Below are 26679 nucleotides of genomic sequence, written 5' to 3' on the forward strand. Positions count from 1 at the left end.
CGTCAGCCGCTCCACGCCGGATGCCGCGGGTCGTCCGCGCGCACCACCACATCGGCCACGGCGCCGGGATCCACCTCGTCCTCGTACCGTTCGAAGGCCGGCAGCGTCCACCGCTCGCCCTCCGGCGTGCGCCGACGCAGGGCGCCCGGCGAGAGCCGCACGTGCACGGTCAGGTCGAACGGGAACCAGTGCCCGAGGAGCATCGGGCCGTGCAGCAGCAGTACTCCGCCCGGCGGGAGCGTGACGTAAGGACTGCGGGTCGCGCGGTCGGCCACCGGGTCCCACAGGTCGGGCAGGACCCGGCCGGTGCCGCCGGGGTCGAGCGGTCCGAGGACCTCGCGCCACAGCGCCCCCGTGTCGAACCACCCGCTGTAGTACGCCTCGACGTCCCGGTGCCCGTATTCGAACCGCAGCGAGGCGGGCCGCAGGAACCCCTCCGTACCGACCACGAGCGCGTCGCGCCCCCGCGGGCGCAGCGCGTCGCCGACCCGGCGCGCCAGCTCCCCGGTGGCGGCGGCCGGCGCCCCGTCGACGGCCACCCGCGGCCAGGCGCCCCCGTCGGCCGGCTTCAGGTCGAGCAGGCGGTCGGCGAGGGTGTCGGCCAGCCGTTCCCAGGTGATCGGTTCGAGTCGCACGCGCCCATGATGCCGGGTGGCGGCCGGGTCCGAGACGGCGGCGTATGGGGGCGCGAGCGTCGCGTATGGCTCTGCCGGGCCCGTGCCAATTGACTTGTGGTGACACGGAACCGCCCTGCATGATCGCACGCGGTCCGCCATCCGCCGTAACCACCCAAGCCCACCCGGGAGTTGCCATGATCGACGGTCCGTACTTCGTGCTCACCCTCGCCGGGGCGCTCGCCTGCGGCCTCGCCGCCGGTGTGTTCGCCGCGTTCTCGACGTTCGTGATGAAGGGACTCGCGGCGCTGCCCCCGGCCCAGGGAATCGCCGCGATGAACCGGATCAACGTCGCCGCGGTGACGCCGGCGTTCATGGCCGTCTTCATGGGGGCGACGGCGCTCTGCGCGGTGCTCGCCGTGGTGACGTTCGTGCTCTGGCCGGATGACGGCACCGTCGAGCTGCTGCTCGGCTCCGCGCTGTACCTGTTCGGCTCGTTCGGGGTGACCCTCGTGGCCAACATCCCGCGCAACGACGCCCTCGCCGAGGTCGACCCGGAGAGCGCGGAGGGCGCCGCGTACTGGCGTACGTACGTCAGGGAGTGGACCGCCTGGAACCACGTCCGCGGCGTCGCCTCGCTCGCCGCGACGGCCTCCTTCATCATCGGCCTGACCTGACCTGCCACCGAGGCAGCCACAGCCCGGCCCCCGCCCCCGGCGCCCCCGCGTGCCGCCCGCCCCGACCCGACGTATGGTGACAAAAACCCTGCGCACGGTCGCAAGGGAGACGGCCATGGCCGACCCCAAGGGCTTCCTCACCACCCCGCGCCAGGAGTGGCCGCGCCGCCCCGTCGAGGAGCGGGTGAAGGACTGGGACGAGGTGTACGTCCCCGGCGCGCTGCTGCCCCTCGTCGAGCGGCAGGCGGACCGCTGCATGGACTGCGGCGTCCCCTTCTGCCACGCGGCGTGCCCGCTCGGCAATCTGATCCCGGAGTGGAACGAGCTGGTCTCGCGCGCCGACTGGCACGCGGCCGCGGAGCGGCTGCACGCCACGAACAACTTCCCCGAGTTCACCGGGCGGCTGTGTCCCGCGCCGTGCGAGGCGGGGTGCGTCCTCGCCATCGACCGGCCCGCGGTGACGATCAAAAACGTCGAGGCGGCCGTCGCCGACCGCATCTGGACCGACGGCCTCGCCCCGCCGCGACCGCCCGAGCGCCTCTCCGGCAAGACCGTCGCCGTCGTCGGCTCGGGGCCCGCGGGCCTCGCCGCCGCACAGCAGTTGACCCGCGCCGGGCATACCGTCACGGTGTACGAGCGCGACGACCGGCCCGGCGGCCTGCTGCGGTACGGGATTCCCGCGTTCAAGCTGGAGAAGCACCATCTGGAGCGCAGGCTCGGCCAGTTGACCGGCGAAGGCGTGCGGTTCCGGACGTCGACGGAGGTCGGCAGGGACGTGGACGCCGCGGAGCTGCTGGGCCGCCACGACGCCGTGGTGCTGGCCGTCGGAGCGACCGCGTGGCGCGAACTCGACGTGCCGGGCAGGCAGTTGCGCGGCATCGAACAGGCGATGACCTATCTGCCCCTCGCCAACCGGGCCTGCCAGAAAGAGCCGTCCCTCTCACCACTGAGCGCGGCCGGCAGACACGTGGTCATCGTGGGAGGCGGCGACACCGGCGCCGACTGTCTGGGGACGGCGGTGCGCGAGGGCGCGGCCTCCGTCACGCAATTGGACATCTACGCGCGCCCCGGCGCGACCCGCGACGAGGCGACCGAGCCCTGGCCCACGTATCCGCGGATCCACCGGGTCTCCCCGGCGCACGAGGAGGCCGGGCGGCTGCGGACCGCGTCCGCTGCGGAGGCCGACGCCGACGCCCGGCTGTTCGCGGCCGCCACCCTCCGGTTCACCGGTGACGCGGCGGGGCACGTGCGGGCCGTGCACGTGACGGAGGTCGACGCGGACCGGCGGCCCCTGCCGGGCACGGAGCGGACGCTCCCGGCCGATCTGGTCCTGCTCGCGCTCGGCTTCTCCGGACCCGAGCACACCCCGGACGGGCTCCTCGACCAGCTGGGCGTGGAGTTCGACGGCCGGGGCGCGCTCGCCCGCGACGAGCACTTCGCGACGAACGTTCCCGGCGTCTTCGCGGCCGGCGACGCCGCCCGCGGCCAGTCGCTCGTGGTCTGGGCGATCGCGGAGGGGCGTGCCGCCGCCGCGGCGGTGGACCGCCGGCTGATGGGCACCACGCGGCTCCCCGCCCCGATCACGCCGTACGACCGCCCGATGACGGCGTGACCCGCCGGCCCGCCGGAAAGCCGCACGGCCACCCTGCGTCCGTGCCCTCCGCGCCGGTGTCAGAGCTTGCGCGCCACGCCCCCGTACGCCGGGGTGGGGCCCTCCTCCGACTCCGGGATCCACTCGCCCAGTTCGGGCTTCCACCGGTCGAGGATCTCCACGCCGGGGACCACCAGCTCGTACCCCTCGAAGAACCGTTCCACCTCGGTGCGCGAGCGCAGCGCAAGCGTCACGCCGCGCGCCTTGTACAGCTCCGTGGCCTGTCGCGCCGTCGCCGGGGTGAAGTCGCCCGTGCCGTGCGACAGCAGCAGGTGACTGCCGGAGGGCAGGGCCCGCATCAGCCGGTCCACCAGGCCGTAGGCGCCGTCCTCGTCCGCGACGAAGTGCAGCAGCGCCACGAGGCAGAGGGCGATGGGCCGGTCCATGTCCAGGACCCGCGCGGCCTCTTCGAGGATCTTCTCCGGCTCGCGGAAGTCCGCCTGCACGTACTCGGTGACGCCCTGGGGTGTCGACCGGAGGAGCGCCTCGGCGTGGGCGAGGACGATGGGGTCGTTGTCGCAGTAGACGACGCGGGTGTCCGGCGCGATGCCCTGCGCGATCTGATGAAGGTTCGGCTCGGTCGGTATGCCGCTGCCGATGTCCAGGAACTGCCGAACGTCCTGCGAGGCGAGCCAGCGCGTGGCGCGCTGCATGAACGCGCGGTTGGCCCGCGCCGTGGTCAGGACCCGCCCGTCCATGGCGACGAGCTGCCGGCCCATCTCCTCGTCCACCGGGTAGTTGTCCTTGCCGCCGAGGAACCAGTCGTACATCCGGGCGGGGTGCGGCTTGCTGGTGTCGATGTACGACGAGTCGGTCATGCGGACTCCGGGCGTCGGCGGCGGACGGGGGGACGGGGTGCGGGCAGTCCTGGGGCGGTCACGAGAGCAGGAAATCCGCCTCGCCGGCCTTGGCCCCCTGGATGAACGCGGTGATCTCTCCACGCGTGTAGATCAGCGCCGGGCCGTCGGGGTCGGTCGACTGGCGCACCGCGACGCGGCCGTCGGCCAGCTTCATGGCCTCCAGGCAGTTGCCGCCGTTCCCGCCGCTCCACGGCTTGAGCCAGCCCTCGGTCCCCAGGTCGCGGGCGGGCATGCCGTTGTATATCCGGGACTCCGTGCGGGCCTCGCTGCGCGAGTCGTCGCGGCCCCCGGGCGAACGCGGACCGGCAGGGCGCGTTCCGGCTCGATGTCGGTCCATGTCTGTCACAGCTCCTTGCGGAAATCCCGCAGGATCTCCTTCGTGCGTTGTGCGGTGGCGGCCTGCGCCGCCATGCGGTCCATGACCTCCAGATGGGTGGCCACCTCTTTGCGCGCGTCCAGGTAGACGGCGCCGGTCAGGTACTCGCTGTAGACCATGTCGGGCAGCTCCGGCATGGCGAAGCGGAAGAGCACGAACGGCCCGTACGTCCCGGGGTGCGGGCCCGCCGCGAACGTCGCGATCTGCAGGGTGACATGGGGCAGTTCGGCGGCTTCGAGCAGCCGGTCGACCTGCGCCCGCATCACCTCGGCGTCGCCCACGGGTCTGCGCAGCGCTGTCTCGTCCATCACCACCCAGAGCCGGGGCGCATCCTCGCGGGTGAGCAGCGACTGGCGTTCCATGCGCAGCGCCACGTATCGCTCGATGTCGGCGGGACGGGTCTGGCCGATGGCGCCGGAGCGCATCACCCCGCGGGCGTACTCCTCGGTCTGCAGGAGCCCCGGCACGAAGTGCGGTTCGTAGGACCTGATGAGGCTTGCGGCGCCCTCCAGGCTGACGTACATGCTGAACCAGCCGGGCAGGATGTCGTGGAACCGCTGCCACCAGCCGGGCCTGTTGGCCTCCTCGGCGAGGGTGACGAAGGCCTCCGCCTCGTCGTCCGTGACGCCGTAGGACTTCAGCAGCAGCTGGAGGTACGGGATCTTCAGCGCGACCTCGGCCGTCTCCATGCGGCGGACGGTGGCGGGGGCGACGCGCAGGATCTTCGCGGCCTCCTCGCGTTTCAGGCCCGCGCTCTCGCGCAGATCCTGCAGGCGCCGACCGAGAACGACCTGGCCGACGGTCGGCGCGGACCGCGGTTCGCTCACGTCTGCTACCTCCACCTGACGGGTGTGTTGCCTCAACTCACACCGCACCGCGAGCTGTAGCGAGCAGTGTGCCATGCACCGTCACGGAGTAACACGCCACTGTGCACTTTTCAGAGTGGCCCTTGCCAAGGTGTTCTGGGCGGGGCGATAGTGGAGAGCGTGACTCCGCCCGCGCCGTTACGAACCGAAGCCACCGAAGGCCGTCCTGGCGATCTCGCCGAGGCGTTGCCCGAGGGCGCCGAGGTCTGCGTCAGTTTCGCCCTCGCACCACGTCCGGGTTCCGTCGCACAGGCCAGACGCCTGATGCGCACGCAGCTCGACGGGTGGGCGGTGCGCGACGACGACGCCTGCGACGCGGCGGCACTCGTTCTCTCCGAACTGGTCACCAACGCCGTGGTGCACACCGCGAGCAGGCGGATCATCTGCGAGATCTGCGCGGATCCGGAGAAGCTGCGCATAGCCGTACGTGATGAAGGGTGCGGTTCAGGGGTGCCGCGCCCGGTCCACAGGGGGGCCGACGAGGAGCACGGGAGGGGACTGCTTCTCGTCGATGCGGTGAGCAGCGCGTGGGGCGTCCACGACGCGGGGCCCGAGATCGGGCTCACGGTGTGGGCGGAGTTGCCGCGGACGACGCCGGTACCGGCGCCGGCGTGGGGATAGACACGGATCGATCGAACGTGGCAGTGACGCGGACGGGGGGCATGTGAGCGCGGGTACGGTGCGGCCGTTGGATCTGAACACCTTGGTCCGTCTGTCGCGGCAGCGGCAGCGCGCCGGGAGACCGTCGGCGGTGTCGCCGCCACCACGGCTGGACCTGCCCGAGGGGATGACCGAGCCGCTCGGCCGCGACGCCGTGGCGGTCCCCGCGAGGTTCGGCCCCCGGCTGATGTCCCGACTCCCGCGCGTGGGCTGCGTGTACGAGGACGGGGCGCGCTGGTGGTGGATCGTGCCCGCCGACTCCGACGTGGCCATGGAGTGGCCGGCGCCGGTCGCCTACTCGGCGGGAGCGGTGGTGCGGGACGCGCACCGCAGGCCGGTCCTCATCAACCGTCCCGCGGACGACGTCCCCTACACCCCGCCGATCCCGCTCTACTTGGCGCTGTGCCGGGTGACGGGCACGACGCCGGGGTGGTCCCGGGCGCTCAGCGCATGACGGCGTCCCCGTGGCCCCGCGTCCGCGTTCCGTCGCGGGCGGCGGGCCGCGCGCCTCACGCGGCGGCCAGCTCCTGTGCCTGCTCGCCGTCGCGCACGATGACCAGGAAGGCGTCGGAGGCGAGGTCCATCACGACCTGTGCGTCCTGCCCCTCCTGACGGCGGGCCCGCGCGAACTCCTCCGCGGGCCACGACCCGCGCGGTCCGCCCGCGGGGAAACGCTCCAGCACTGTTCGTCCGTTCACGTCCACGTCCACGTCCATCATCTCTGTCCCCCGTGTCGTTCCGTTGGTTCTGTTCCCGGTGCGGTCCGAAGACCTGTACCGAGGAGAACGCCGGGGAGAGCGGCAAGGACGCGCGGTGTGACCGAACTGAGACGGAGTCGGGGTATTTCCCAGGGATTTCCCGGGGGCCGGAGGGTGACGTAGCTCGCCGGGGTCAGTCCTCGTACTCGTCGTGGTAGCGCACCCGCGCGCTGCCGGCGGGCGCCCCGAGCAGTGAGGACCGCCCCGCCGGCTCCTCCCACTCCTCCTGCCGGCCGAGCGCGGTGAGGTCGAGGAGGCTGGTGGTGGAGCCGAGGCCGTCCAGGCCGCGGGCGAACGTCGCGTACGTGTGGAAGACGCGGTCGCCGTGGCGGAGGAAGCAGTTGATGGCGGGCCGGTCGCGGGGCTCCTCGGTGAAGGAGGCGTGGAAGTCGTAGTTGAAGTCGCCGCCGTTCGTCGAGTACCAGGGCACCGTCCACCCCATGCGGGCCTTGAAGGACAGCAGCCGGGTGAACGGGGCGCGTGAGACGGCGACGAAGTTCGTGGAGCGGGCCCGCAGGTGCGAGAGGTGGCCGATCTGGTCGAGGAACCCGGAGCAGCTGCGGCAGCCCGCGTCCCACTCCGGGGCGAACATGAAGTGGTAGACGATGAGTTGGTCCCTGCCGTCGAAGAGGTCGAGCAGGGTCGCCTTGCCGTCGGATCCGTCGAAGTAGTACTCCTTGTCGACCTCGACCATCGGCAGCCTGCGCCGCTCGGCGTTGAGCGCGTCACGGGCGCGGGTGGCGGCCTTCTCCTTGACCAGCAGCTCCTCACGCGCGGCGAGCCACTCCTCGCGCGTGACGATGTCCGGAAGTCCCATGGCGTGTCTCCTCCACCCTTCGGGCACGTACGTCTGCGAAGGGTGGACCTGCCGGGTCCGCGGAACTCATCGCTCCCGGGCCAAGAAGTTTCAGAGGATCACCGGGAGTTCGAGGAGTCCCCTGGCCCGGATGGTGGGACGCCACCGGAGTTCGTCCCTCGGCACGCCGAGCGCGAGGCGCGGGAAGCGCTCGATGAGGGCGCCGAGCGCGATCTCGACCTCCAGGCGGGCCAGGGGCGCGCCGAGGCAGTGGTGGATGCCGTGGCCGAGGGCGAGATGGCCGGTGGCGTCGCGGCCGATGTCGAGGCGGTCGGGGTCGGGGAAGCGGTGGGGGTCCCGGTTGGCGGAGTTCAGGGCGAGCAGCACGGTCTCGCCGGCGGGCACGGTGACGCCCGCGATCGTGACGTCCTCCAGGGGGAAGCGGCGGATGGAGAGCGGTGCGGGACCGTCGTAGCGCTGGAACTCCTCGACGGCGGCGGGCAGTTGCACCGGGTCGGCCCTCAGCGCGGCGAGCTGCTCCGGGTGGTCGAGGAGGGCGAGCACGGCGTTGCCGATGAGTTGGACGGTGTTCTCGTATCCGGCGAAGAGGATGAGGAAGGCGAGCGACATCAGCTCGTCCTCGCTCAGCCGGTCCGCCGCCTCGTCGCGCACCGCGACCAGGTCGGAGAGGAGGTCGTCGGCGGGGTGCCGCCGCTTCTCCGCGAGGAGCGCGGTGAAGAAGCCGAGCAGGGCGCCCACGGCCTCCTTGGCCTTCTCGGGGCGGGCCGGATCGGGGGCCACCAGGGCGTCGGTCCATCCCCGCAGGTCGAGCCGGCCCGCGCCGTCCGGCACGCCGAGCAGGTCGCAGATGACGGTGATCGGCAACGGCACGGCGTACGCGGTGATCAGGTCGGCCCGGCCGTGCGGTTCCATGGCGTCGAGGAGGGCGTCCGCGGCGGCGCGGACGGGAGCGCGCAGACCCTCCACGCGGCGCCGGGTGAAGGCCTTGCCGACCAGGCGCCGGATGCGGGTGTGGTCCGGCGGGTCCATGTTGAGGAGGTTCGCGTCGAGGGCGGGCGGCAGCGCGAATCCGCGGTAACTCCCGGGCAGCGCATGGCGTTTGTCGAGCGAGAGCAGGGGGTTGGCGAGGGCTTCGCGCACGTCGTCGTAGCGGGTGACGAGCCACGCCGGGTTCCCGTCGGTGCCCGTGACGCGGTGCACGGGCGCGGTGTCGCGCAGGCGCGCGTACACGGTGTACGGGTCGTCGAGCAGGCCCTCGGCGGGGTCCTTGTGGTCCGGGGCCGGGTCCATGGGGGTGCTGGTCGCCATGGACCCAACCCTAGGCAGCCCGCCCGGCCCGCCGGACCGCCGCCCCCGCCCTCACCGTCGTCACCCGCCGTCACCCGTCGTACTGCTGGATCCGCTTCCCGTGGCCGCGGTCGACGAGCCCGGGCAGGAGCCCGGTCAACTCCGCCACGACGCCCGGCACATCGACCGTCAGCAGCTCGCGGTCGCGCATCAGGATCCGGCCCGCCACGATCGTGGTGCGCACGTCGGCGGAGCGCGCGCTGTGCACGAGCGTGGCGGCGAGGTCGTGCACGGGCTGGGTGTGCGGCCCGGTGATGTCGACGAGGACGATGTCGGCACGCCGGCCCGCGGCGAGGCTGCCGATCTCCTCCCCGAGCCCGACGGCCCGCGCGCTCTGCAGGGTGGCGTGGTCCAGGGCCTGGCGTGCGGTGAGCCAGGTGGGGTCGCGCTCCACGTACTTCTGGACGAGCGCGGTGAGCGTCATGGACTCCCACACGTCGAGCGTGTTGTTGGACGCGGCGCCGTCGGTGGCCAGGCCGACCGGGACGCCCGCCTCGCGCAGCGCCCGCACGGGCGTGGTGTCCCAGCCGAACTTCAGATAGCCGCGGGGCGCGGAGGCGACGGCGGCGCGGCCGGCCGCCCGGCGCAGGACGGGCAGGTCGCGGGCGATGTCCAGGCCGGTGGTGTGGGCGAGGAGCACGTCGACGTCGAAGAGTCCGGCGCGCTCCAGGATCTCGATGGGCGTACGGCCGTGCCGGGCCAGGCTGTTGTCGGTCTGCTCGCGGTTCTCGGCGGCGTGGAGGTGGACGGGCAGGCCGTGCTCGCGTGCCAGTGCGGCGGTGGCCGCGAGGTCGGCCTCGTCGACGGTGTACGGGGCGTGCGGGGCGAGGCAGGTGGTGATGCGGCCGTCGGCTGCGCCCCGCAGGCGCAGCGCGAAGTCGAGGGAGGCGGCGCGCCCTTCGGGGCCCTGGGAGCTGAAGTAGGCCTGGCCGAGGAGGGCGCGCAGGCCGCTCTCGCGGGTGGCGGCGGCCACCTCGTCCATGGCGAAGTAGTGGTCGGCGAAGGTGGTGACGCCGCCGCGGATCATTTCGGCGCAGGCGAGCCGCGCGCCGAGCCCCACGACGCGCCCGGTCAGGTTCGACTCGACGGGCCAGATCCAGTCGTTGAACCACGCGTGCGCCGGCAGGTCCTCGGCGAGTCCGCGCAGGGCCACCATCGGGGTGTGCGTGTGGCAGTTGATGAGCCCGGGCAGGGCGACGGTGCCGCGGCCGTCGACGTGCTCGGCGACGGATGGGGTGTTCGTGTCGGGGGCTTTCGAGGTGGGGGCGGGGGCGGGGGCTTTCGAGGCGGGCTCGCCCGGCGTGGCCTCGCCCGGCGTGGCGTCGCCCGCCGTGACCGAGGCGATGACGCCGTCCCGTACGACGATCGTGGCGTCGTCGACGAAGACGATCGCCCCTCGCGCGTCGTGGGTGAGTGCGGTGCAGCCGGTGACGACCAGGTCGGCGGGGCCGTGCGTGATGAGTCCGGCAGGTCCGGGCGCGGAGGGCGGCGTCATCTCTTCAAGGTAGTGCGAGTGCGCATCCGGCGGGCCTGTCGCGGCCCCGGTTTCGCGGGCACCCTGACCTCACCCCGCCGATCGCGCCGACCTCATCCGCGACCGCCCGGGGGACGGACTCGTGGGACGGACGAGGGAGTCGCCATGATCATCGGCACGTGGAACCTGGAGAACCTCTACCGGCCCGGCGGGACGTACGGCCCGAGGGACAAGGCGGCGTACGAGGCGAAGCTGGCCTCGCTCGCCACGACGGTCAACGCGCTGCGGCCCAGCGTCCTCGGCGTGCAGGAGGTCGGTGACCCGGCCGCCCTGGCGGATCTGGCGGCGCTGCTCGACGGCACCTGGCACGTCACGCTCTCCCGGTACGCGGACGACCGGGGCATCCGCGTCGGCTTCCTCACCTGTTTCCCCGTCTCCGTCGTCACCGACGAGGACGCCTTTCCGGAACCGGTGCGCCCGGTGCAGGTCGACGACTCCGGCCGCACGACGGACCGGGCCGGACGCGGGTTCCTCGCGGTGACGGTGTCGACGAGGGCCTTCCTCTTTGACGTCGTCGTCTGCCACCTCAAGTCGAAGCTCATCTCCTACCCGGGCGGCCGCTTCCAGCCGCACGACGAGGGCGAACGGGCCCGTTACGGCGCCTACGCCCTGAACCGCAGGGCGGCGGAGGCCACCGCGGTGCGGGCGCTCGCCGACCGGTTGCTGCGGGGAGACGGCCGCGAACACGGGGTCGCGGTGCTCGGTGACCTCAACGACGAGGTCGGGGCCGCCACGACACAGCTCCTGCTGGGCCCGCCGGGCTCCGAGATCGGCACACCCGGCCACGACCGCCCGGACAAGGGCGACGCGGCGCGGCTATGGGACGTGGCCCCGCTCATCCCGCCCGACGACCGCTTCTCCCGCATCCACGCCGGCCGCCGCGAACTCATCGACCACGTCCTGGTCAGCCGGAGCCTCCTCGACCAGGTCAGGTCGGCGGGCACGGGCGCGCCGGGCGCCGCGGCCGCCGCCCTGCCGTCGGTGGCGGACGGGGATCCGGCGGTACGGAGGGACGCGCCGGGGTCGGACCACGCGCCGGTGTGGGTGCGGATACAGCCCTGAGGGGGCGGTGGTTCGGGCGGGCGGCGACGCGGAGGTTCGGGAGGTGGCGACGCGGTGAAGAGGGCGGTGGGCGCCGGGCCGTTCAGCCGCGGGGCAGCACCGTGGAGAGGACGGCGGGCAACGGGTACCAGTCGGCGGAGACGATGCTGGCCTGCTTGCCCGCGAGCAGGGCGACCCGCTCCCTGGCCTGCGCCTCGGTCGGCCGCGTCCCGTCGATGGCGGGGGCGACGGCGTGCGCGTCGGTCATGACGAGGAGATAGCGCCGGTCGGCATACCACCGGGTGTCGATGGTGCCGCCCGCGTACGCGGAGGCGTCCCCGTCGAACAGCACGAACCATGGCCGGATCGACGCGTCCGCGTACCGCCCGCGCGGATCGCCCGCCTCCGCGCCGAGTACGGCGGGGAAGGCGGCGGCCTCGCCGAGGCGGCCCGCGGCGGCCAGGTCGCGCAGGTGGGTGGCGTACTCGCGGTCCGTCCAGAGGGTGTCGGCGGGGTTGCCCTGCTCGACGGTGCCGGGGATCAGTTCGACCACGAATTTCCCCGCGAGCGCTGCCCGCTCGGGCCACCCCTCGGCGCGTACGGCTTCGTCGAGGCTCGCGTGGCCCGCGGTGAGCCGGGCCGGGCGGTAGACGGCGTCGCCGAGCACGCCGGTGAGGAGCGCGTCGAGGTCGGCGGGACCGCGCCCGCGTCTGCCCTGGAACCCGTCCTTCAACTCGACCTTCACGAGGACAGGACGGTGCCCGGGGTGGGCGTCGTGCCAGCTGCGCATGTCCCTCAGGCACCCCGCGAGGCTCTGGTTGCGCGCCTTGGTGCGCAGCTCGGCCGGGCTCTGGGCGTTCTCGCAGTTGTTGTCGTTGCCGACGGGGTTGCTGTGGGAGACCCGCCATCCGCTGCCGAACACGTTGGTCCACACGTCGAGTTCGAGCATGGCGGCACCGGAGTCGAGGGCGTCGGCGAAGTACGGGTACTTCGCCTTCTCGTAGGCGTTGTGGACGCCGACGCCGGTCGTGGCGGAGTAGGCGGAGCCGGGGGTGGGGTCGGGGGCGGCTCCCGGCCCGAGGCCCGCGCCGACGCCGGCTCCGCCGAGCACGCTCCAGCCCAGCAGGGTTCCCACCAACAGGCCCCTCATGCCCTTGCGCCCCATCACACCCACCACCCGCGTCCGTGTCCGTGTCCGTGTCCCGTCAACTTCCGGGAAACGTAGAGGCATTGAGTGACGCGGGGGAAGACGGCGTCTTACGGCGGCGGTGACGCGCCCTAAGCTGCCTTCCGGCACCGGCACCGGCGCCGCCCCACCCCGACCCGAGGAGCCCGCACCGTGTTCGACTCCGCCCCGGACCAGCCGTACCCGTACCGCGACAGCCGCGCCCCGGAGGGCGAGCGGCCCGCGCCGCACGCGCTGCTCACGCCCGTGCTCGGTCTGCTGGGCAGCTGGCACGGCCGGGGCCGCGGCCAGTACCCGACGCTGCCCGCGGAGTTCACGTACGCGCAGGACGTCACCTTCAGCCACGACGGCCGCCCCTTCCTCCACTACGAGGCACGGGCCTGGCTGCTCGACGCCGACGGCGCGCCGCTGCGTCCCGCGGCCCGGGAGAGCGGCTGGTGGCGGCTGCAGCCGGACGGGCGGGTGGAGACGCTGGTCACCCAGCCCACCGGCATCGCGGAGATCGCGGTCGGCCACGCGGCCGACGGCACGGTCGACCTCGCCACCCACGAGGTGGCGCTCGCCCCCACCGCGAAGGATGTCACCGCCACCCGCCGCCGTTACGTCCTGACCGACGACGGCACGCTCACCTTCACCCACGACATGGCGGCGGTGGGCCGGCCCCTGACGCACCACCTCTCGGCCCGGCTGCGACGACGTACGGCGTAGGCCCGCCCCACCACCTTGTCGCTGCCTGGTCGCTGCCCGGTCTCCACCTGGGCGCAGGCCGTCGATCGACCCGTGGCACGATGGCGCGCTGTGAGCACCGAGGTACGAGAACCGTCCGGCACGGCGGAGAGGCGCGAGGCGGACGCGGCGGATGCGGCGGACGGGTGGCCCGACGTCCCGGGCGACACGGCCCTGACCATCCGCGTCCCCGAGGCGAACCCCTTGGTGCGCACCGGTTTCCCGGCCCATGTGACGGTGCTCTACCCGTTCCTCCACCTGTCCCGCTTCACCGCCGCGACCCACTCCGACCTCGTGGACCTCTTCGCGGCGCAGGCCCCCTTCACCCTCACCTTCAGCGAATTCCGCCGTTACCCGGGCGTCCTCTACCTGCCCCCGTCACCCGAGGCCCCGATACGCGCCCTCACCGATTCCCTGACGGCCCGCTGGCCCGAGGCGGTCCCCTATCGCGGCATCTTCACGCCACCTCTGGCCCCGCACCTCACGCTCGCGAACGACGAGGGCCCGGAGACGTACGAGGCCGCGTACGACGCCCTGGAATCCCGATGGGCGCCGCGGCTCCCTCTCGTGAGTCACGTGCAGTCCGTGCAGCTGATCGTGAAGGACGGAGCGGACGGCGGCTGGCGGGATCTCCTTTCCTATCGGCTGGGTTCCTCTCAACGCACTTATCCGGCCCCCTGAGCGGGAAGGCAGCCGCGGGCCGGTGCGTGTCCGCTACGGTGTGCCGCCGTTAGGGATCTGCGGCTCCCGTGACCGGCACGGGAGTTGACGCCCGTAGCCCTCCCGGAAAGGGAACGCCCCATGGCCCTCACCTTCCCCCGCCTCTCCGGTACCCGTCTCGCCGCGGCCGTCGCCGCCACCGCCGTACTGGCCGTCGGTGCGCCCGCCGCGTACGCCTCCCTGGAGGACGACGGTCCGGCGGCCGGCCACAGCACCGCGTCGACGGCCGCCCGCGGCAAGCCCTACGTCGAGACCCGCCTCTTCTTCGGCACGCAGCGGCCCGACGGCGGCCCCGCGGTGACCGACAAGCAGTTCATGGCCTTCATCGACAAGCAGGTCACACCGGACTTCCCCGACGGGCTGACCGTCCAGAACGGGCGCGGCCAGTGGCGCGACTCCCACGGCAAGATCGAGCGCGAGCGTTCGTACGAACTGATCCTCCTGTACCCGACGCCCGAGGCACGCAAGCGGGACACCCAGATCGAGGAGATCCGCAGCGACTACGAGAAGGCATTCGCTCAGGACTCGGTGGCACGACTGGACGAACGGACCCGAGTGGACTTCTGACGCGCCCCGGTCACCCGCCCCCGGGGGGATTCCCGGAGCCCGGCCCCGGCCCCCGGTCGCGCTGAGCCCGCCGGCCCCTGAGAAGATTCCGCGTGACCCATCACCTGCGATTCTTCTTCGAGGCCGGCGTCGACACTCCGTTGTGGCCCGAGGACATGGCCAGTCCGTACGGTTACCCCTGTGAGCTGGGGCGGCTGCCGATCAGTCCGGCGATGCGGGCCGAACTCGCCCGGCTGTCCCGGTGGTATCAGTCGTCGATCGACTGGAGCTACCCGCCCAATCCGTCGCCGTGGTCCGATGACGAACGTCAGCTCTTCGAACAGCAGGCGCGCGCGGCGTTGGCGGATCTGCGGCGCGAGTTGGGGGCGGGCTGGACGGTTCGCGACGAGAGCCTTCTCTGAGAGCCGGCGCGGAGCTCGTATCCGGTGCCCGTCACGCACCCATCACCCCCGTAAGGGCCCCGACCGGATCGACGTCGGCCTCGCCCTCGGGCCACCAGTCGTCCGCTCCCGGTTCGCTCTCGTACGGATACCAGCGGCCGTCTCTTCCGTAGCGGAGCTGGAGCGTGCCGTCGGCGTTCGTGAGGTGGTTGCGGTGGATGGTCATGCGCGGGAGGTCCGCCGCCGCCAGGGCCCCGCGGGCCCGGTCGAAGGGGCCCGCCGGTGGGTCCCACGGGGATTCCAGGACGGCCAGGCCCTCCTCGCCGCCCTGCCGCCAGGCCGCCGCCGCCCGGGCGAGGTCCGCCGGGGTACTCCCCACCGACCTGGCCAGTTCGGCGAATTGGCGGCTGAAGGTGCGGCGGCCCGTGAGTCCGGGGTGCGAGGCCGCGAGACGGATCGCGTCGTGCCGGGGCGACGTGGCCGTGAACGGGTCCGTGCCCGCGGTGAGGAAGGCGTGGGCGCGCGCCGCCGCGTCCGTAACCAGGAACTCCAGCGCCGTCGGGTCCGGCGCGCCGGGGAGGGACGGCAGCACCGGGGGCTCGCCCTGGTGGGGCGGCGGAGGGAGGGGGGCCGGAAGTGGCGAGCGGTACTCCGTGGCCAGGACTTCTCGCGCCGGAACACCCGGGAGGGCGGGGGCGGCCGAGGGGGTGGGGGCGCTGCCCGTCGGGACGGTGGCCGGGTCCGGAGGCGGGTCTTCCTGCGCGAGCGGGGTTACGTGCGTGAGTGGAGTTACGTGGGTGAGCGGGGCGCCCCACATGCGCGGGGCCTCGTCCTCGCTCGTGGGGGCGGCGGCGAGCGGGGGTGAGGTCTGCGGCGCGTGGGCCGCCGCGCGCTGTGCCGCCGCCGTTTCCGCCGCGGACTTCTGCGCGTTCCTCCGCGACAGTTCGTCCAGCAGGTCCTGTTCCTCGCCGCCGCGCAGCAGCAGGAGCACGAAGGGGTCGGCGTCGAGGAGCCGGGCCGTCTGGTAGGCCAGGGCGGCCGCGTGCTTGCAGGGGTGGCCGCGGTCCGGGCAGGTGCAGGAGGGGGTCAGTTCGCGGGCGCCGGGGAGGAGGGGCACGTCCGCCCGGGTCGCCGCGTCGGCCAGGGCGTGCGGCATCTCCTTGTCGAGCAGGGCCGCGATGCGCGCCGGGTCGGTGGCCACGGCGTCCAGGAAACGGTCCCAGTGCTCGGGCAGCATCGTCCGCAGGCGGATCTCCGCCCGGTACGGACGGGGGCGGCTGCCGTGGACGTACGCGACGATGCGGCCCGGCGCGACGGTGATGGTGTCGACGGCGCCCTCGCGCGCATACGTACGGCCGCGGGCCAGGCGCGCCTGGTCCAGGGCACTCTCCTCCAGCGCGGCGATCCAGGCGTTGCCCCACCAGGACGTGGCGAAGGGGGCCTTGGGGTCGGGGTGGGCCGGCAACGCGGGGAAGACGCGGCCGCTGCCCATCCGGCTCGTCTCGCTCATTCCACTGGCCCAGCCAAGCCCGCCACCCCGCCCGGCCCCCACCCGACCCGAACCCCCGGCCCGAGCCGAACCGCCCGCGCGAGTCATACCGTCTGAGCGAGCCGAACCCGCCGAGCCGGCCGATCCCCGCGCCCGAGCCGGTCCACCCGCGCCGCCCACGTGAGGCGTTCCACCCGCGCGAGCCACGCCGTCCGAGCGAGCCGACCCGCCCACCCCCATCACGCCGCCCTCCGCAGGGCCACCAGGTCGGACAGTTCCGCGTCGGAGAGTTCCGTGAGGGCCGACTCGCCGCCCTCGCCGAGCACCGCGTCCGCCAAGGCCTGCTTCGCCGCGAGGAGTTCGGCGATGCGGTCCTCCACCGTGCCCTCGGTGACGAGCCGGTGGACCTGCACCGGCTGTGTCTGTCCGATGCGGTACGCGCGGTCGGTGGCCTGCTCCTCGACCGCCGGGTTCCACCAGCGGTCGTAGTGGATGACGTGGCCCGCGCGGGTGAGGTTCAGGCCCGTGCCCGCCGCCTTGAGCGAGAGGAGGAAGACGGGGACCTCGCCAGACTGGAAGCGGTCCACCATCTCCTCGCGCCGCGCGACGGGCGTCCCGCCGTGCAGGAGCTGGGTCCGCACTCCCCTGGACGCCAGATGCGTCTCCAGGAGGCGGGCCATCTCCACGTACTGGGTGAAGATGAGGACCGCGCCCGCGCTGTCGGACTCCGTGAGGATCGTGTCGAGGAGTTCGTCGAGGAGCTCCAGCTTGCCCGAGCGGGGGCGGCCGGTCCGGGTCGTCAGGGTGCCGTCCTTCAGATACTGCGCCGGGTGGTTGCAGATCTGCTTCAGCGCCATCAGCAGCTTCATGACCAGGCCGCGGCGCGCGATGCCGTCCGATGCCTCGATGCGGGCCATCGTCTCGCGCACCACCGCCTCGTAGAGGGAGGTCTGCTCGCGGGTGAGGGTGACGGGGTGGTCCGTCTCCGTCTTCGGCGGCAGCTCCGGCGCGATGCCCGGGTCCGACTTCTTGCGGCGCAGGAGGAAGGGCCGGACCAGCCGGGCCAGGCGGTCGAGCGCCTCGTCGTTCTCGGCGGTCTCGCCGCCCTCCACCAGGCGGGCATGGCGGGCACGGAACGCCTTCAGGGGCCCGAGAAGCCCCGGCGTCGTCCAGTCGAGCAGCGCCCACAGCTCGGAGAGGTTGTTCTCGACGGGGGTGCCGGTGAGCGCCACGCGGGCCGGGGACGGGATGGTGCGCAGCGCCTTCGCCGTGGCCGCGTGCGGGTTCTTGACGTGCTGTGCCTCGTCCGCGACCACCAGCCCCCAGTCCTGCGCGGCCAGTTCGGCGGCGCTGGTGCGCATCGTCGCGTACGTGGTGAGGACGAAACCGCCGGTCAGACCTGCCAGGGTGCGGCCCGCGCCGTGGAAGCGGCGCACCGGCACGCCGGGCGCGAACCGCTCGATCTCGCGCTGCCAGTTGCCGAGCAGCGACGCGGGGCAGACCACGAGCGTCGGCGCCGGGTGCGCCCGGTGGAGGTGCAGGGCGATCAGCGTGATCGTCTTGCCGAGACCCATGTCGTCGGCGAGACAGCCGCCGAGGCCGAGCGAGGTCATGCGGTCGAGCCAGGCGAGGCCCCGCAGTTGGTAGTCGCGCAGGGTGGCGTGCAGTCCGGGCGGCTGGGCGATCGTCCCGAGGTCGTCCGTCACGCGCTCGCGCAGCCGGGCCAGGGCGCCGATCGGGACGGCGGGCACCCGCTCGCCGTCCACCTCCGCCGTGCCGGTGAGCGCGACCGACAGGGCGTCCACGGGGTCGAGCAGGCCGAGGTCCCGCTTGCGGGCCTTGCGGACCAGCTCGGGGTCGACGAGGACCCACTGGTCGCGGAGGCGGACGACCGGCCGGTGCGCCTCGGCCAGTACGTCGAGCTCGGCCTCGGTCAGCGGTTCGTCCTGGTCGCCGAAGGCCACCTGCCAGCGGAATTCGAGCAGTTCCCGCGCCTTGAAGAAGTCGAAGTTGTCGGCGGCGGTGCCGGGGGCCGGGCGGACGACCGCGGTGGCGGTGAGTCCGCGGGTGAGGTCCCGGGGCCAGTGGACGGCCACCCCGGCCGCGGCGAGCCGTCCGGCCGCCGCGCCGAGGAGGTCGTACAGCTCCTCCTCGCTGAGCGGGAGCACGTCGGGACGCGGCCGCTCCAGGAGCCGGCCGAGCGGCGGCCAGACGCGGGCGGCGCGGCGCAGCGCGAGCAGCGTGTCGACGCGGGCGCGCGGCCCGAAGTGGTCGGTGCCCGCCCACAGGCCCGGCACGTCCGTCACGAGCGCCGGGTCCGCGAGGCTGTGCACCTGGACGACGGCGGCGGCCGGGCTGGACACCGCCGTACGCGGGACCATCGCGCCGGAGCCGCCCGCCCCGCCCTGGCTCCCCGCCCCGTCCCGGTCTCCCGGTGTGCCGTCCCCGTCGTCGGACGCGACGCCGTCGGGGTCCTCGCCGCCATCGAACACCTCGTGCGCCCGCAGGTCGAGGCGGAGCGAGACCCGCACCCCGGCGTCCATCCCGGCGGCGACCTCCGCCGCCCACTCCCTGGCGCCCGGCAGCCGCTGCGGCTCGCGCGCGGCGAAGGGGGCACCGACCGCGTGCACGGCCGCCGGGGTGCGCGGCAATGCGTCGACGACCGCGTCCACGAAGGCTCTGACCAGGGCGAACGGCTGAGGCAGCCGCAAGGGTCCGGGCCCCGGCAGCGGCACGGCGTGCGCCTCGGCGGGCAGTGCCGCCGCGATGGCCCGCAGGTGGGCGACATCGGTCTCGTCCAGCGGTCCCGCCCGCCACGCGTCCAGGTCGCCCGCGGTCAGGCCGGGCAGCAGCCTGCCCCGCGCCGCCAGATGCAGCGCGTGCCGGGCGGCCGCGCTCCAGCAGGCCGCGGCCGGGTGCGGGCGCTCGGCGCGCAGCAGCAGCGGAACGGCGTCGGCGAGCGGCAGCGTCAGCGCGGGCACCGCACGGCCGCGCGCGCCCTTGCCGTGCTTGCGGGCGACGACGAGGTCGACGCGCAGGGGGGCCTCGAGAGTCTCGGGGCCCTCGTCACCTCGTACGACCGAGTCCTCGCGCACGTCGTCGGGGCCGGGCCGCCGGCTCTCCGGTCCTCCGAGGTCCGGCAGGTCCCCGCCGTCCGGCCGCCAGAAGGCGATCCGGCCCTCGCGGGGAAGCTCCGCCGGCAGGAAGACGGCGGCGCAGGAGCGCACGAGAACGGTGGCGTCGGCGTCGGTCCCCGCGCCGTACACCGCCCGCGCCCCCGCACCCGTACCCGTGCCCGCGTCCGTCCCCACCGTCTTCACCTCCACCGCCGTCTCGCTCAGCCCCTGCTCACGCCACCTGTCCCACGCCCGCCACCCTAGGCGAGACCACTGACAACGCCGGGCCGACGGCGACGGCCCCACCCCGAAGGCACCACGGGCACCACCCGCACCAGATGAACACTGGAAGGAAAGTTTCCTAACAATAATTCATCCCAAGTCATTGACGCGCACATGTCGCCTCGCCAGGATTCCCCCCGAGACGGAACGGCACCCCCACGCCAACCGAGGAGACAGACATGTCGCCCACCCCCCGCGCCATGAACTCCCGTACCACCAAAGCCCGTTGGGGCATCCCGATCGCCGCCGGCGCCTCGCTCGCGCTCGTCGGCGGCGTGCTGCTCTGGTCCCCCGCCGACAAGGCCGACGCCTCCCCGGCGGCCAAGCCCCTGGCGGGCTTCACCGCCGTCGCGGCCGGAGACATCGCCGAGCAGTGCACCGCGAGCAGCAGCAGCTGCAAGCACCCGAAGACGGCCGCCCTGGTCAAGGAGATCGACCCGTCCTTCGTGATGACCATGGGCGACAACCAGTACGACGACGCCCGCCTGAAGGACTTCCAGAAGTACTACGACAAGACGTGGGGCGCCTTCAAGAGCAAGACGCACCCGGTCCCGGGCAATCACGAGACGTACGACCCGGCGGGCGCGTTCAAGGGCTACAAGTCCTACTTCGGGTCGGTCGCCTACCCCGACGGCGAGAGCTACTACAGCTTCGACCAGGGCAACTGGCACTTCATCGCCCTCGACTCCAACAACTTCGACGACGACGAGCAGATCGACTGGCTCAAGGACGACCTCGCCGCCAACTCCAAGAAGTGCGTCGCCGCGTACTGGCACCACCCCCTCTTCTCCTCCGGTGAACACGGCAACGACCCCGTCAGCCGGCCGGTCTGGAAGCTCCTCTACGCCAACAAGGCCGAGCTGGTCATGAACGGCCACGACCATCACTACGAGCGCTTCGCCCCGCAGAACCCCGACGGCAAGGCCGACAGCAACGGCATCGTGGAACTCCTCGGCGGCATGGGCGGCGCCAACCCGTACCAGATCGAAGAGGTGCAGCCCAACAGCGAGAAGCGGCTCACCAAGACCTTCGGTGTCGTCAAGCTGAACTTCACCGACACCGGGTTCTCCTGGAACCTCGTCGCCACGGACGGTTCCACGAAGGACTCCAGCCCGTCCTACTCCTGCCGCTGAGACGACGAGCGCCATGTATCTGGCCACGACCGACGCGGTCGCCAAAGCCTCGGAGAAATCCGCGGCCCGGCGCGGCCGCGTCGCCGGTCCCGTCCTCGCCCTCGGCGCGGTCAGCCTGGTCACGGACATCTCGTCGGAGATGGTCACCGCCGTCCTGCCGCTCTACTTCGTCCTCCAACTCGGTCTCTCCCCACTCCAGTTCGGATTCCTCGACGGGCTCTACAACGGAGTCACCGCCCTGGTGCGCCTGGCGGGCGGATACGCCGCCGACCGCGGCGGACGGCACAAACTGGTGGCCGGCGGCGGCTACGCGCTCTCCGCGCTCTCCCGGCTCGGGCTGCTCCTCGCGGGCGGCGCCACCGCCGGGATCGGGGTGGCGCTCGCCGCCGACCGCGTCGGCAAGGGCGTGCGCACCGCGCCCCGCGACGCGCTCATCTCCCTGAGCAGCCCGCCCGACGCGCTGGGCCGCGCCTTCGGCGTGCACCGGGCGATGGACACGACGGGTGCGCTGCTCGGTCCGCTCGCCGCGTTCGCGCTGCTGTGGGCGACCGCGGACGCGTACGACGCCGTGTTCGTGGTCAGCTTCTGCTTCGGGCTCCTCGGGGTGCTGATGCTGGTCGCCTTCGTACCGGCGCACGGGAGCACCCCCGCCCCGCAGAAACCGCGCCCCGCCCCCTCGTCCCCCACCGCCTCGCCCTCCGTGCCCGCCACCACGGGCAAGGTGCTCGGCCTGCTCCGCATCCCCGCCTTCCGGCGCGTCCTCTGCGCGGCCGCGCTGCTCGGCGCGGCCACCATCGGCGACGCGTTCCTCTACCTCCTCCTCCAGCGGCGGCTCGACTTCGCCGTCTCCTGGTTCCCGCTCCTGCCGCTCGGCTCCGCCGCCGTCTACCTGCTGCTCGCGGTCCCGGTCGGCCGGCTCGCCGACCGCACGGGGCGGCGCGTGCCGTTCCTCGCGGGGCACGTGGCGCTGCTCGGCGGCTACCTCCTGCTGCTCTCACCCACCGGCGGCCGGCCCCTGCTCGTCGGCGTCCTGCTGCTGCTCGGCCTCTTCTACGCGGCGACCGACGGCGTCCTGATGGCCCTCGTCGCCCCGGTGGTCGCCCAGGAACGGCGGGCGAGCGGCATGGCCGTCCTGCAGACCGGCCAGGCGCTCGCCCGGCTCCTCGCCGCCGCCGGATTCGGGGCAGCCTGGACCCTCTGGGGCGTCGGGACGGCGCTGACCTGTGCGGTGGCCGCGCTGAGCGTCGCGCTCGGCGGGGCGGCCGTCCTGCTCCGACCCACCGAAAGGCGGTCATGAACCCCCTGCCAGCCGCCCACTCCCTCCGCTCCCGCATCATCACCGTGGCCGTGGCCGCCGCCGTCCTCGCGGGCGTCGCCGTCACGTACACCCTGCGTGCGGCCCACAGTGCCCAATCGGTCGACACCTCCTCACAGTTCGGGCTCGACCGGGGGCACCTCTACTTCCGCAGCACGGAGGCCGGCGCCGGCCGGGTCGCCCGCCTTCCCGCGCCCGGCAAGCCCTCCGGCGGAGCCGCCCGTACCACCGGCGGCCCGTCCTGCGACCGCTTCTACGCCGCCGGGGGCACCGCCCTGTGCCTGCAGCGCCGCTCCGGGATCCCGCCGAGGTCGTACGCCGTCGTCCTGGACGGGAGGCTCCGGGAGAAGCGGCGCGTCGCGCTCACCGGCATCCCCAACCGGGCCCGCGTCTCGGCGTCTGGCCGGATGCTGTCCTGGACGATGTTCGCCACCGGCGACTCCTACGCGGGCTCCTCGTTCTCCACCCGCACCTCGATCCTGGACACCCGTACCGGCTACCTGATCAAGAACATGGAGGAGATCCCCCTCACCCTCGACGGCCGCCGCTACCACTCCCCCGACGTCAACTACTGGGGCGTGACCTTCGCCGACGACGACAACCGCTTCTACGCGACGGTCTCGACCAAGGGCAGGACGTACCTCGTGCGCGGCGACATGAAGAAGTGGGCGGCGACCGCCCTGCGCACGAACGTCGAATGCCCCTCGCTCTCCCCGGACAACACCCGCCTCGCCTTCAAGAAGCGGGTGCGGAAGGGGACTTCGGACCCCTGGCGGCTGTACGTCCTCGATCTCCGGACGATGCGCGAGCACCCCCTCGCCGAGCGCCGCAGCGTGGACGACCAGGCGGCGTGGCTCGACGACGGCACGCTCGCGTACGCCCTGCCGGGCGAGGACGGCCGCAAGCAGGACATCTGGTCGGTCCCCGCCGACGGCTCGGGCAGGCCCGTTCTGCGGGTACGGGGCGGGAGTTCACCCGCGTCCGTGCACTGACCCGGGAGCCGGCGGGACGTGCGCCCCGCGGGCCAGGCCCAGGGCGTACTCGGGCCACCACTGGCCCGCCCGCGGGCCGCCCCGGCAGGTTCCGTCGGACTCGCCGGGGCGCTTGACCCACAGGTAGGCGTCGAGCGCGGGGTCCCCGGTCCGGGCGGTGGGCGGTGTGCCGAGGGCGCGGCCCGGCGGATTGCACCAGGATTCGGCGCCCTGGTAGGGGCCGTTCCCGTTGCGGCTGCTGTCGACGACGAAGTGCTTGCCGCCGCCGAGCGCCGCGGCGAGCCGGTGCCCGTAGTCGGAACTGGCCTCGTCCGTGTGGAAGTTGGAGACGTTGAGCGCGAAGCCGTCGGCCGCGGCGATGCCGGCCCGGTCGAGCGGGGCGACGAGCCGCCGCTCGTCGGGGATCCAGCCGGGGTTCCCCGCGTCCAGATACACCTTGGTGCGCGGCTGGCGGCCGAGGCGCTGGACGGCCTGGGTCAGCAGCGTGGACCGTTCGTCCGCCGAGACGCCCCGGCAGCCCGCCACCAGGTGGGCGACGGCGTCGGGTTCCACGATCACGTACGCGTCCCGGTCGCCGAGGGCCGTGGCGACCTCTTCGATCCACCGGCGGTAGTCGGCGGCGTCGCGGGCCCCGCCCGAGGAGTACGCGCCGCAGTCCCGGTGCGGGATGAAGTAGGCGACGAAGACCGGGGTGCGGCCCGCCTTCGCCGCCGCGTCGGTGTGCGCACGCACGGAGGCGGCGGCCCCGTCCCCGAACAGCCAGACGGCCTGCGGCTGCCCCGCGATGCGCTCGATGAGGCGGGCGTCGGCGGTCCGGCCCTCCCGCTGCCACTCGGCGGCCTGGCGGGCGGCGGCGCTGTCCGGGTCGACCCAGAAGGTGGGGACGGCCGGGTCCGCGGGTGCCACGTCGTCGGCCGCCGCCCCGCTCACCGGACCCAGCGCGCCCATGAGGAAGGCGGCGGCGAGAACGGCTCGCGTGAGCGGGAACGCGGTACGGGAGCGGGGGCGGACACCGCTACGGAATCGGGTACGGCGCCCGGAAGCCGGGTGGGGGCGCGGCCGGAGACGGCGGAGGGGCTGTGGAGACACCGGGCGGCTCCAGTTGTTCGTGGTGACGGCGCCGGTGGTGCCCGGCGCTTCCCCGGAGTGTGCGGTCACCGTGCCCCTGCGGGGGCCTCTCCCCGGGCGGCGCGCGGCAGTTCGCCCGTAAGATCACTCCGACGGCGGCCTCTTCCGGCGCACCGCGCCCCAAGTGCGCTCCCTCGAAGGGGGTTTGGCGCCCCCGCCACCGACGCTCCCGGCACGAGGGAACCTTGCGCGGTACACGAGGGAACTCCTGACGGTGCGCGAGGCGTTGGAGGTGCACGACGGCCTGGAGCCGTCACCCCCTGAACCGATCCGTGGCCGCCGTCAGCTCCTCCGCGATCCCGCGCGCGCCCGCGTTGTGCCCCGCGTCGTCGACGAGGATCAGCTCGCTCTCCGGCCACGCCCGGTGGAGCCGCCACGGGATGCCCAGGAGGTTGCCGAAGTCGAGGAGGCCCTGGACCAGCACCCCCGGGATTCCCCGGAGGGAATCCGCGTCCCGCAGGACGACCTCGTCGCCGCCCAGCCAGTGGTCGTTGGCGAAGTAGTGCGTGACGGTGCGGGCGAAGCCGGCCCGGAACGCCGCGTCCTCGTACCGCGGCACCGACCTCGGGGGCGCCGGTACGCACGCCGTCTCCCAGTCCGTCCAGGCCCGGGCGGCCCGCGCGCGGACCTGGGCGTCCGGTGACTCCAGGAGCCGGTTGTAGGCGGCGGCGAGACCGCCGCCCGGCTCCCCCGCGGGCAGCTTGTCCCGCTCCGCCTCCGGCACGCCGTCGCGGAAGGCCCGCCACGCCTCGGGGAAGATCCGGCCGAGCCCCCGGGTCAGCAGGTCCACCTCGGCGCGGCTGCCGGTGGCGATGCCCGTGAGGACCAGTTCCGAGACCCGGTCCGGGTGGGTCTGCGCGTACCGCAGGCCCAGCACGGAGCCGAACGAGACGCCCCACACCAGCCACCGCTCGATGCGCAGGTGGCGGCGGAGCAGCTCCAGGTCGGCCATCAGGTGCTTGATCGTGTTGACGCCCATGTCGGTCGCCGGGTCGCTCGCGGGCGGCGTGGACCGTCCCGCGCCGCGCTGGTCGAGCAGGACGATCCGGTACGCGTCCGGGTCGAAGTACCGGCGGAAGAAGGGGGTGCAGCCGGAGCCCGGGCCGCCGTGCAGCACGACGGCGGGCTTGCCGAGCGGATTGCCGCAGACCTCCCAGTACACGTGGTTGCCGTCGCCGACGTCGAGCATGCCGTGGTCGTGGGGTTCGATGTCCGGGTAGAGGCCCATCGCGGCACCCTAACCCCGCCGCCGCTCACTCCGCCTTCGCGTTTCGCATCCGGCCGTACGCGTAGACGCAGCCCGCAAGCGCCAGGTCGGAGAGGAGCATGAAGCCGATCGAGTACGAGTTCTTCGCGCTGTAGATCGCACCCATGACAAGGGGCGGGACGAAGCCGCCGAGACCGCCCACCGCGCCCACGATGCCGGTGACGGAGCCGACCTGCGGCTGCGGGGTGACCTGGGAGACGAGCGCGAAGACGCTGCCGCTCGCGGTGCCGAGGCCGGCCGCCATGGCGAGGAAGCAGATGGTGCCCGTCGGGTTCAGCGTCGGGTCGAAGGCCTGGATGACGGCGAAGAGCGCGACCACCGCGAGGGCGACCGTGGTGACGGTGGCGGGGTGGAGCCGGTCGGAGAGCCAGCCGCCGACGGGCCGGAAGATCACGGTGACGAGCGCGAAACCGGCCGCCTTGGTCCCCGCGTCCGTCGGCGAGAGGTCGTACCAGGTCTTCAGGTAGGTGGGCAGGTACACCCCGAAGGCGACGATCCCGCCGAAGCCGATCGCGTACAGGGCGGACAGCTCCCAGGTGACCCGAAGCCGGCCCGCCCGGCCGAGCCGGTCGGCGAGGGAGCTGGTGGGCACGGGCCGGTCGGGGCGGTCGGTGATGAGGAACAGCGCGAGCACCGCGAAGGCGGCGAGCGCGGTCGCCACGACGATGAACGGCAGGTTCGCGCCGTGCTTGGCGATGCGCGGGGTGAAGTAGCCGGAGAGCGCCACACCGCCCATGCCCATGCCGAAGACGCCGAGCGCGAACCCTCTGCGGGCGGGCGGGAACCAGGAGTTGACCAGCGGGATGCCGATGGCGAACGTCGTCCCGCCGAGGCCGAGCAGGAAGCCGACGCCGAGCATGGCGATGAAACTGTTCTTCGCCGGGATGATCAGCAGCACCGGCACGATCGTGAGCGCCGAGACCAGCGGGAACATCAGCCGGGCGCCGTAGCGGTCGGTGAGTGCGCCGACCGGGACCCGGCCCAGCGAGCCCACGATGACGGGCACCGCGACCAGCAGCGACTGCTCGAAGGAGCTGAGCCCCAGCCGGTCCTTGAAGTCGCTGCCGAGCGGCGCGACCAGGTCCCAGGCCCAGAAGGTCAGGGTGAAGCCGACCGTCGCCACGACCAGATTGCGGTAGGCGGCGGCGGAGGGCTTGGCTGCGAGAGTCTCGTCCAC

Annotated in this window: 26 protein-coding genes; 12 read left to right on the forward strand and 14 right to left on the reverse strand. The window is 73.4% G+C overall.

Annotated features, from left to right (window positions below; all coding sequences use genetic code 11):
- Positions 1 to 2: 2 nt before the first annotated feature.
- Positions 3 to 635 (reverse strand): nucleoside/nucleotide kinase family protein, encoded by a 633-nt coding sequence (locus ACZ7DY_RS31580; RefSeq protein WP_471141410.1) that lies wholly within the window; start codon positions 633 to 635, stop codon positions 3 to 5.
- Positions 636 to 811: 176 nt separating this feature from the next.
- On the opposite strand from ACZ7DY_RS31580, the gene ACZ7DY_RS31585 reads away from it, so the two are divergent.
- Complete coding sequence (locus ACZ7DY_RS31585) at positions 812 to 1291, forward strand: anthrone oxygenase family protein (protein WP_471141412.1); 480 nt, start codon at positions 812 to 814, stop codon at positions 1289 to 1291.
- Between the two features lie 115 nt (positions 1292 to 1406).
- Positions 1407 to 2903 carry a glutamate synthase subunit beta gene (locus tag ACZ7DY_RS31590; protein ID WP_471141414.1) on the forward strand — a complete coding sequence of 499 codons (1497 nt, stop codon included), beginning with the start codon at positions 1407 to 1409 and terminating at the stop codon, positions 2901 to 2903.
- 59 nt (positions 2904 to 2962) lie between these two features.
- Here the strand turns inward: ACZ7DY_RS31590 and ACZ7DY_RS31595 are convergent, their stop codons facing one another.
- Genes ACZ7DY_RS31595 through ACZ7DY_RS31605 form a run of 3 tightly spaced genes read right to left on the reverse strand, consistent with a single transcriptional unit; the run spans position 2963 to position 5005 of the window.
- Positions 2963 to 3760 carry an SAM-dependent methyltransferase gene (locus ACZ7DY_RS31595; protein WP_471141417.1) on the reverse strand — a complete coding sequence of 266 codons (798 nt, stop codon included), beginning with the start codon at positions 3758 to 3760 and terminating at the stop codon, positions 2963 to 2965.
- A 58-nt stretch (positions 3761 to 3818) separates the two neighbouring features.
- The gene (locus ACZ7DY_RS31600; protein WP_471141420.1) at positions 3819 to 4139 is read right to left on the reverse strand and encodes a DUF397 domain-containing protein; all 321 of its coding nucleotides are present in this window, start codon (positions 4137 to 4139) and stop codon (positions 3819 to 3821) included.
- Positions 4140 to 4144: 5 nt separating this feature from the next.
- Positions 4145 to 5005 (reverse strand): helix-turn-helix domain-containing protein, encoded by an 861-nt coding sequence (locus ACZ7DY_RS31605; protein ID WP_471141422.1) that lies wholly within the window; start codon positions 5003 to 5005, stop codon positions 4145 to 4147.
- A 159-nt stretch (positions 5006 to 5164) separates the two neighbouring features.
- Between ACZ7DY_RS31605 and ACZ7DY_RS31610 the strand changes: the two genes are divergently transcribed.
- Both ACZ7DY_RS31610 and ACZ7DY_RS31615 read left to right on the forward strand, forming a co-directional pair.
- Positions 5165 to 5665, forward strand: coding sequence for an ATP-binding protein (locus tag ACZ7DY_RS31610; RefSeq protein WP_471141424.1), 501 nt, complete (start codon positions 5165 to 5167; stop codon positions 5663 to 5665).
- 67 nt (positions 5666 to 5732) lie between these two features.
- Complete coding sequence (locus tag ACZ7DY_RS31615) at positions 5733 to 6158, forward strand: hypothetical protein (protein ID WP_471141425.1); 426 nt, start codon at positions 5733 to 5735, stop codon at positions 6156 to 6158.
- A 55-nt stretch (positions 6159 to 6213) separates the two neighbouring features.
- Here the strand turns inward: ACZ7DY_RS31615 and ACZ7DY_RS31620 are convergent, their stop codons facing one another.
- The 4 genes from ACZ7DY_RS31620 to ACZ7DY_RS31635 all read right to left on the reverse strand — a co-directional run bounded on the left by ACZ7DY_RS31620 (position 6214) and on the right by ACZ7DY_RS31635 (position 10121).
- Positions 6214 to 6402, reverse strand: coding sequence for a hypothetical protein (locus tag ACZ7DY_RS31620; protein ID WP_471141426.1), 189 nt, complete (start codon positions 6400 to 6402; stop codon positions 6214 to 6216).
- 193 nt (positions 6403 to 6595) lie between these two features.
- The gene (locus ACZ7DY_RS31625; protein WP_471141428.1) at positions 6596 to 7279 is read right to left on the reverse strand and encodes a DUF899 domain-containing protein; all 684 of its coding nucleotides are present in this window, start codon (positions 7277 to 7279) and stop codon (positions 6596 to 6598) included.
- 90 nt (positions 7280 to 7369) lie between these two features.
- Complete coding sequence (locus tag ACZ7DY_RS31630; RefSeq protein WP_471141430.1) at positions 7370 to 8587, reverse strand: cytochrome P450 family protein; 1218 nt, start codon at positions 8585 to 8587, stop codon at positions 7370 to 7372.
- Positions 8588 to 8657: 70 nt separating this feature from the next.
- Positions 8658 to 10121 carry an amidohydrolase gene (locus ACZ7DY_RS31635; RefSeq protein WP_471141432.1) on the reverse strand — a complete coding sequence of 488 codons (1464 nt, stop codon included), beginning with the start codon at positions 10119 to 10121 and terminating at the stop codon, positions 8658 to 8660.
- A gap of 144 nt (positions 10122 to 10265) precedes the next feature.
- Here ACZ7DY_RS31635 and ACZ7DY_RS31640 point away from each other — a divergent pair, with 144 nt between their 5' ends.
- Entirely contained in the window at positions 10266 to 11222 is a 957-nt protein-coding gene (locus tag ACZ7DY_RS31640; protein ID WP_471141433.1) for an endonuclease/exonuclease/phosphatase family protein, read from the forward strand.
- An 82-nt stretch (positions 11223 to 11304) separates the two neighbouring features.
- Here the strand turns inward: ACZ7DY_RS31640 and ACZ7DY_RS31645 are convergent, their stop codons facing one another.
- Positions 11305 to 12351 carry a phosphatidylinositol-specific phospholipase C domain-containing protein gene (locus ACZ7DY_RS31645; RefSeq protein WP_471141435.1) on the reverse strand — a complete coding sequence of 349 codons (1047 nt, stop codon included), beginning with the start codon at positions 12349 to 12351 and terminating at the stop codon, positions 11305 to 11307.
- Positions 12352 to 12540: 189 nt separating this feature from the next.
- Between ACZ7DY_RS31645 and ACZ7DY_RS31650 the strand changes: the two genes are divergently transcribed.
- The 4 genes from ACZ7DY_RS31650 (at position 12541) to ACZ7DY_RS31665 (ending at position 14801) form a co-directional block, all read left to right on the forward strand.
- On the forward strand, positions 12541 to 13095 hold the full coding sequence (locus ACZ7DY_RS31650) for a nitrobindin family protein (protein WP_471141436.1): 555 nt from the start codon (positions 12541 to 12543) through the stop codon (positions 13093 to 13095).
- Between the two features lie 90 nt (positions 13096 to 13185).
- Entirely contained in the window at positions 13186 to 13794 is a 609-nt protein-coding gene (locus ACZ7DY_RS31655; RefSeq protein ID WP_471141439.1) for a 2'-5' RNA ligase family protein, read from the forward strand.
- Between the two features lie 120 nt (positions 13795 to 13914).
- Positions 13915 to 14400: a DUF3574 domain-containing protein gene (locus ACZ7DY_RS31660; protein WP_471141442.1), complete on the forward strand. Its 486-nt coding sequence runs from the start codon at positions 13915 to 13917 to the stop codon at positions 14398 to 14400.
- A 92-nt stretch (positions 14401 to 14492) separates the two neighbouring features.
- Positions 14493 to 14801 carry a hypothetical protein gene (locus ACZ7DY_RS31665; protein WP_471141444.1) on the forward strand — a complete coding sequence of 103 codons (309 nt, stop codon included), beginning with the start codon at positions 14493 to 14495 and terminating at the stop codon, positions 14799 to 14801.
- Between the two features lie 31 nt (positions 14802 to 14832).
- On the opposite strand, the gene ACZ7DY_RS31670 is transcribed toward ACZ7DY_RS31665, so the two are convergent.
- Together ACZ7DY_RS31670 and ACZ7DY_RS31675 are read right to left on the reverse strand one after the other, a co-directional pair.
- The gene (locus tag ACZ7DY_RS31670; protein ID WP_471141445.1) at positions 14833 to 16290 is read right to left on the reverse strand and encodes an SWIM zinc finger family protein; all 1458 of its coding nucleotides are present in this window, start codon (positions 16288 to 16290) and stop codon (positions 14833 to 14835) included.
- Positions 16291 to 16508: 218 nt separating this feature from the next.
- Positions 16509 to 19535, reverse strand: coding sequence for a DEAD/DEAH box helicase (locus tag ACZ7DY_RS31675; RefSeq protein WP_471141923.1), 3027 nt, complete (start codon positions 19533 to 19535; stop codon positions 16509 to 16511).
- A 311-nt stretch (positions 19536 to 19846) separates the two neighbouring features.
- Between ACZ7DY_RS31675 and ACZ7DY_RS31680 the strand changes: the two genes are divergently transcribed.
- Genes ACZ7DY_RS31680 through ACZ7DY_RS31690 form a run of 3 tightly spaced genes read left to right on the forward strand, consistent with a single transcriptional unit; the run spans position 19847 to position 23107 of the window.
- Positions 19847 to 20800, forward strand: coding sequence for a metallophosphoesterase family protein (locus ACZ7DY_RS31680; RefSeq protein ID WP_471141448.1), 954 nt, complete (start codon positions 19847 to 19849; stop codon positions 20798 to 20800).
- 13 nt (positions 20801 to 20813) lie between these two features.
- On the forward strand, positions 20814 to 22097 hold the full coding sequence (locus ACZ7DY_RS31685; protein WP_471141450.1) for an MFS transporter: 1284 nt from the start codon (positions 20814 to 20816) through the stop codon (positions 22095 to 22097).
- Complete coding sequence (locus ACZ7DY_RS31690; RefSeq protein WP_471141453.1) at positions 22094 to 23107, forward strand: TolB-like translocation protein; 1014 nt, start codon at positions 22094 to 22096, stop codon at positions 23105 to 23107. Before ACZ7DY_RS31685 ends, ACZ7DY_RS31690 begins: the two co-directional genes overlap by 4 nt.
- Here the strand turns inward: ACZ7DY_RS31690 and ACZ7DY_RS31695 are convergent.
- From ACZ7DY_RS31695 to ACZ7DY_RS31705, 3 genes are all read right to left on the reverse strand, one after another.
- Entirely contained in the window at positions 23087 to 24055 is a 969-nt protein-coding gene (locus ACZ7DY_RS31695; protein ID WP_471141456.1) for a glycoside hydrolase family 6 protein, read from the reverse strand. The genes ACZ7DY_RS31690 and ACZ7DY_RS31695 overlap by 21 nt on opposite strands.
- A gap of 433 nt (positions 24056 to 24488) precedes the next feature.
- Positions 24489 to 25463, reverse strand: a complete 975-nt coding sequence (pip, locus tag ACZ7DY_RS31700; protein WP_471141458.1) for a prolyl aminopeptidase — start codon at positions 25461 to 25463, stop codon at positions 24489 to 24491.
- Between the two features lie 25 nt (positions 25464 to 25488).
- Entirely contained in the window at positions 25489 to 26679 is a 1191-nt protein-coding gene (locus ACZ7DY_RS31705; protein ID WP_471141460.1) for an MFS transporter, read from the reverse strand.

Source organism: Streptomyces sp. NPDC037013 (genome assembly GCF_055607265.1).